Source organism: Lactiplantibacillus fabifermentans DSM 21115, from assembly GCF_000498955.2.
Classification (GTDB): domain Bacteria; phylum Bacillota; class Bacilli; order Lactobacillales; family Lactobacillaceae; genus Lactiplantibacillus; species Lactiplantibacillus fabifermentans.
This window is the reverse complement of the sequence record NZ_AYGX02000056.1, coordinates 1-4,672: the sequence shown is the minus strand read 5'-3', so window position 1 is coordinate 4,672 and position 4,672 is coordinate 1. Positions and strand designations below refer to the sequence as shown.

Annotated in this window: 3 protein-coding genes and 1 pseudogene; all 4 read left to right on the top strand. The window is 44.0% G+C overall.

The features are described 5' to 3' along the window. The first annotated feature begins 529 nt into the window (after positions 1-529). Positions 530-973: a PTS glucose transporter subunit IIA gene (locus DY78_RS04920; protein ID WP_024626302.1), complete on the top strand. Its 444-nt coding sequence runs from the start codon at positions 530-532 to the stop codon at positions 971-973. An 892-nt stretch (positions 974-1,865) separates the two neighbouring features. Further along, on the top strand, positions 1,866-2,522 hold the full coding sequence (locus tag DY78_RS04915; protein ID WP_024626301.1) for an EAL domain-containing protein: 657 nt from the start codon (positions 1,866-1,868) through the stop codon (positions 2,520-2,522). 40 nt (positions 2,523-2,562) lie between these two features. Further along, a pseudogene (locus DY78_RS04910) lies at positions 2,563-3,691 on the top strand (GGDEF domain-containing protein). A 356-nt stretch (positions 3,692-4,047) separates the two neighbouring features. Then, the gene (locus DY78_RS04905) at positions 4,048-4,464 is read left to right on the top strand and encodes a MarR family winged helix-turn-helix transcriptional regulator (RefSeq protein ID WP_024626300.1); all 417 of its coding nucleotides are present in this window, start codon (positions 4,048-4,050) and stop codon (positions 4,462-4,464) included. Positions 4,465-4,672 lie beyond the last annotated feature (208 nt).

Genomic DNA, 4,672 nt, shown 5'->3' with positions numbered 1-4,672 from the left:
AAGCTGATCTTTTTTGTCCGAACAGCGTTCGGATTAATTTTACAATCTACCATTAATAATCAACTTTAAGAAAGAAACTTCAAAGATGTTGGTGGCTTCCATAACCGCTGACTCACAACTAAATTGAACTTAATATTGATGAAGACGCCTCTACGGATGGATTAAAACTTTCGTAATGGCGTTTTTTTTTCATCAAATTAGCAGTTAGCTGATCGTAATGTCATTTGCTATGAAGGCAGTATTAGAAAGTGAGTTTTGTATTTGCGGGGGGATATGGCAGTAGGAATGCGGTTGGTCGGCTGCGACCCATCATCGTATCTTAGCGTGTTTGAACCCCGATTCATTTGTTGGGCGTATTTTATCGTCGAAAATAGAGATAATTGAGGTTTTATGTCGTAATTTGACTAAAACGGGCAAGTGGTTGATGCCGGTCATTAATAAACGGGTGTTAGTGTTAGTAAAAGTGCTTAATCTTCGTTACAATGACATTAATTGTGAGTAATAGATGATAAAAAACGGGGGGAACGACATGGCAACGATTACGAAGTTAAAAATAGTCGCACCGGTCAGCGGTCAATTGGACCTGGCTACAGCGGATCCTACTTGGATGGGTGTCGTGATTACACCGGCTAATGGTAACCTGGTCGCACCCGTGACGGGACGGGTCGTTGCGGCCAAACAAGCTACGGCTAGTTTGACGGTGCAAGTCGCTTGGGGGTGGACGGTGACGTTAAGATTGTGTGGCTTAGTGCAGCCGTTAACGTCAACGGATTATGAGTTACTCGTGCGCGTGGGGCAAGATGTAAAGGTGGGGCAAGTGTTAGCGGCCTTGGATTTAGTTGCCCTGCAACACATCAATCCGCAAATTCAACTGCAAGTGCGGGTGCAAGCCACGGGGACGGCGTTGACGCTGAATGCGACGCCGGCATACGTACGGGTCGATACGTTGGCGTTAACGGTGCAGTCAGTTTAATAGGCTGGTACCAATGACGGTTAGGTTGCCGGACAGCGGGTCAGCTGAAAAATGATGCTATTGTTTGGGTTAACTAGCACAACTGGCCCCTTACGCCACTTTCTGACAGGACTAATAGGCAGACAAACAAGCCATTCACTGAAAGGTCGATTTTCAGTGAATGGCTTGTTTAATTGACGCTAGGCCCGTTTGAAGATGCCAGTCCCATTAATCGGGGCATGTTCGTCAAAGTTATTTGGCCGAGTCGTTGCGCCATGATGCCAGCGGGGCGTTGATGAGGTCGGGGGCGTCGTTGACAAAAATTTTATTTCGTCCGCGTACCCCAGTAATGGTTCAATGGGTTCATAAAATTATTACGCAGTACTGGCAGCGGCTAAAAGTGACGATAATTGGTGGTATGTCAGTATTTAACAAGGTGAAGGAGCGCACGAACAGGGGCGGGCTTAATGACTAATTGGCTCGTCTGGCTGCCAAGGTTTCAGGCGGCTGGCGTCACAATTGCCGCTGTCAGTGCCGGATTTAAGCTAAAAAGCCAATTATTTTGCCGGGACGGTTGCAGACCGTTGCGAATTTTACTGGGCTGGTCTTAACGGTATGCAGGTGGCTCAGGGAGTGGTAACCACATCGGCATGCGGAAATTAATCGGGTGGCGTCAAGCTGGTCACTGCCGAACTGACACCCAGGCCTTATTTTGCACTATTGTTTTACATAATGTACAAACTAGGAAAACGAATTTTTGGTGGCGGTTGGTGACGGGAATTAGTACTGGTTATGTCGACTTAAATTTGGTATTATTTGGACATTAAATATCGAATTCAATCAGTTTAAACGCTATCCTAAACTTACCGCAAGTTTTATGCAGCGCTTTTTTAGAAATGAGGCTTTTGATCAGATGTATCGTTTTTTTGTGCAACCCCAAGTGGACCAACGACAAAAAAATGTCTTTGGCTATGAGTTATTATTACGAAAAGAAACCGATGGCGGTCAGTGGGTCGTCCCTGAAAGATTTACGGAACTGCCGTTAGTCAAGCAGGCGCAGCTCTTAGAAGAGCTTGCCCAACAATTATCGACTAAAGCCACGAATCAAGTGTTAGCGTTGAATTTAAATCGGGAACAAGCTGAAGATCCATCGATGCTGGGGACGATTATTTATTTGAAGAAACGCTTGAATCCCGCCGCATTGACGATTGAGTTTACTGAAAACCCGACATTGGCGGAAATTCAGAAATACAGTTTGTTTTTCCACCAATATGGGATTCAGTTAAGTATTGATGATGTCGGGACGGGGTCCAATACGTTCAACAACATCCATCACTTACTGCCATTTGTCGACCAAATTAAATTTGCCATGCAAAACTTCCGCATGCACGGGCGCGCGGATCAGATTCCAGCGTCCTTAAACTTCTGGCATCAGATTGCCCGACAATATTGTCTCGACTTCATTTTAGAAGGCGTAGAAGACGAAAGTGATCAATTGATGGCGGAACAACTCGGTATTGAACGGCACCAAGGTTACTTTTATGGGAAACCCCGCTTGATTGCCCAATGATGGTTGTTCGGCAGTGCATGGATAAGGAAGGATTCGATTTATGACATGGTCGTATTGGCGCGTGCCGCCATTTATTACCAGCATATTTTTTATCCTCGGGGTATTGACCCTGTATTGGGTGTTATATAACTGGATTGTTTCCGTGTTTCACGCGCATCACATCAAGGTCGCTGACGATGTGATCAATTCGTGGCACGGGGTCCTCTATATGCTGGTGTTTGTGTTTAGTATGCAATCACTGATTATTGGTCAGTCTGATGGCTGGCAATTTATGAATTTTCAAATGATTGCGATGACTTTTTGTGCGTATTTTTTAAATATTCACTTACCATATTACGCGTTTTTCCCGGTGGTCCTCATCTTCATGGTATTCAACCAGTCGCTAGGTTATTGGGAGTCGTGGGGGCAAGCCATTACGATGGCGGTGTTCTTTTGGACGCTTAATCGCTCCCGCCATCGCTATCGCAACCAAAAATATGCGTGGGTCTATTATATGGGCACCGGGATTGGTTTTGGCGGGCTATTATGGATGTGGATGAAGTTTAAATTTAGTTTGCCGTGGTCGACGTATTTCCAAGAATGGATTTACTTGACCATTTTTGAGGCCTTGTTATACGTCTACGTCACGATGTTGACCAATGATAGTGAACTTAAGTTACGTTTGGCACAGTTCGCCAATCATGATGCGTTAACGAAGACGCAAAATTATGCCGCTTACAGTGATGAAATTGACCTTTTATTTGCGGATAGCCATAAAAACCATTTGAACTTATCGATGATGATGTTTGATATTGACCATTTCAAGCACGTCAACGATACTTATGGGCATTTGGCAGGTGACCGCGTTGCAACAAGTGGCCATGATTACGCAGACCGTCATTGATGAAAATGATGATCAAGTGAAGTTTTATCGAACCGGGGGCGAGGAATTTAACGTTATTTTCCCCGGGTACGATGTCGAAAGTACGGCGTCGATTGTGCGGCAAATCTTTACCGCCATCAACCACTTGGATGTGAAATATGAAGATCAACAAATTCCAATTTCAATTTCAGTGGGCGTTTCTGGCATGGTGGTCGCAGATGGGGGCCCAGCGGACTTTTATAATCGGGTGGACCAAAATTTGTATCATTCGAAACGCAACGGGCGTATGCGGATTACTGCTAATTAAACGAGTTATGGCTAATATGCTAATTAAGTGTGAGTTATCGCTTGATTAGCATATTTTTTGGTGCGGCTTGGGATGAATCCTTGTACGACCAATAGTTATATGCAATAATAACTTTGTTAATATAAGCGTGACATTGGCGAATGGTTCGCATGATTTTAAAAAGAATCGTGCCAACGAAAACTTACCATGATAGTTTTTATCGTCATTTATTCGTTTACTTAACGAACACTAGTCATTGTCTGACCAGTGTTATAGTCGGAAATAGCTCGCACGATTTTTTTTAAAATCGTGCGAAACGAAAGCTTTTTTACGACCACCATGGCGATAATTTTTTTAAACGCAAAGAGGGGGATCATATGGTTGATGATCAGATTAATTGTTTGCTAGCAGTTATGCGCTTGGAACGTCAAATTAAGCGCTTAAATGCCAAGTGGAGTCGTACGACGGGGCTCAGCTTAAACGAATTACGGATTCTGATCTACGTTCAACAACATCCAAAGACACAGTTACAAACGATTGCTAAGGCTTTCGATATTTCCAAAGCATCACTCGCACAAAATATTGGTCCCTTAGTAGACCGGCACTGGTTAGCGACCAAGCCAACGGAAACTGACCGACGCTATCGGGTGTTGCTGTTAACACCAACGGGCGAACGCATGACGTCCCAATTAATTGCGCAATTGGGACCGTCATTGAGTACGCCCCAAGCGACCAAGTTGTTAGCAGTAATTGAGCAGTTACAACGTTACATGCGGAAACATCGTCATGAGTAAGTACGCGCGGTGGCACATGACCAATAAGATAAGGGTAAATGACACATCAGAAGTGGTTGCTTCTGGGGTGCCATTTTTGATTTTATAATTAAAAAATTGTTCACAAGCTCGTTGTGAGCATATTTAACATTCGATTGACAATTTATTGCTACGAGGTAGATTGTAAAATTAATCCGAACGCTGTTCGGACAAAAAAGATCAGCTTCCT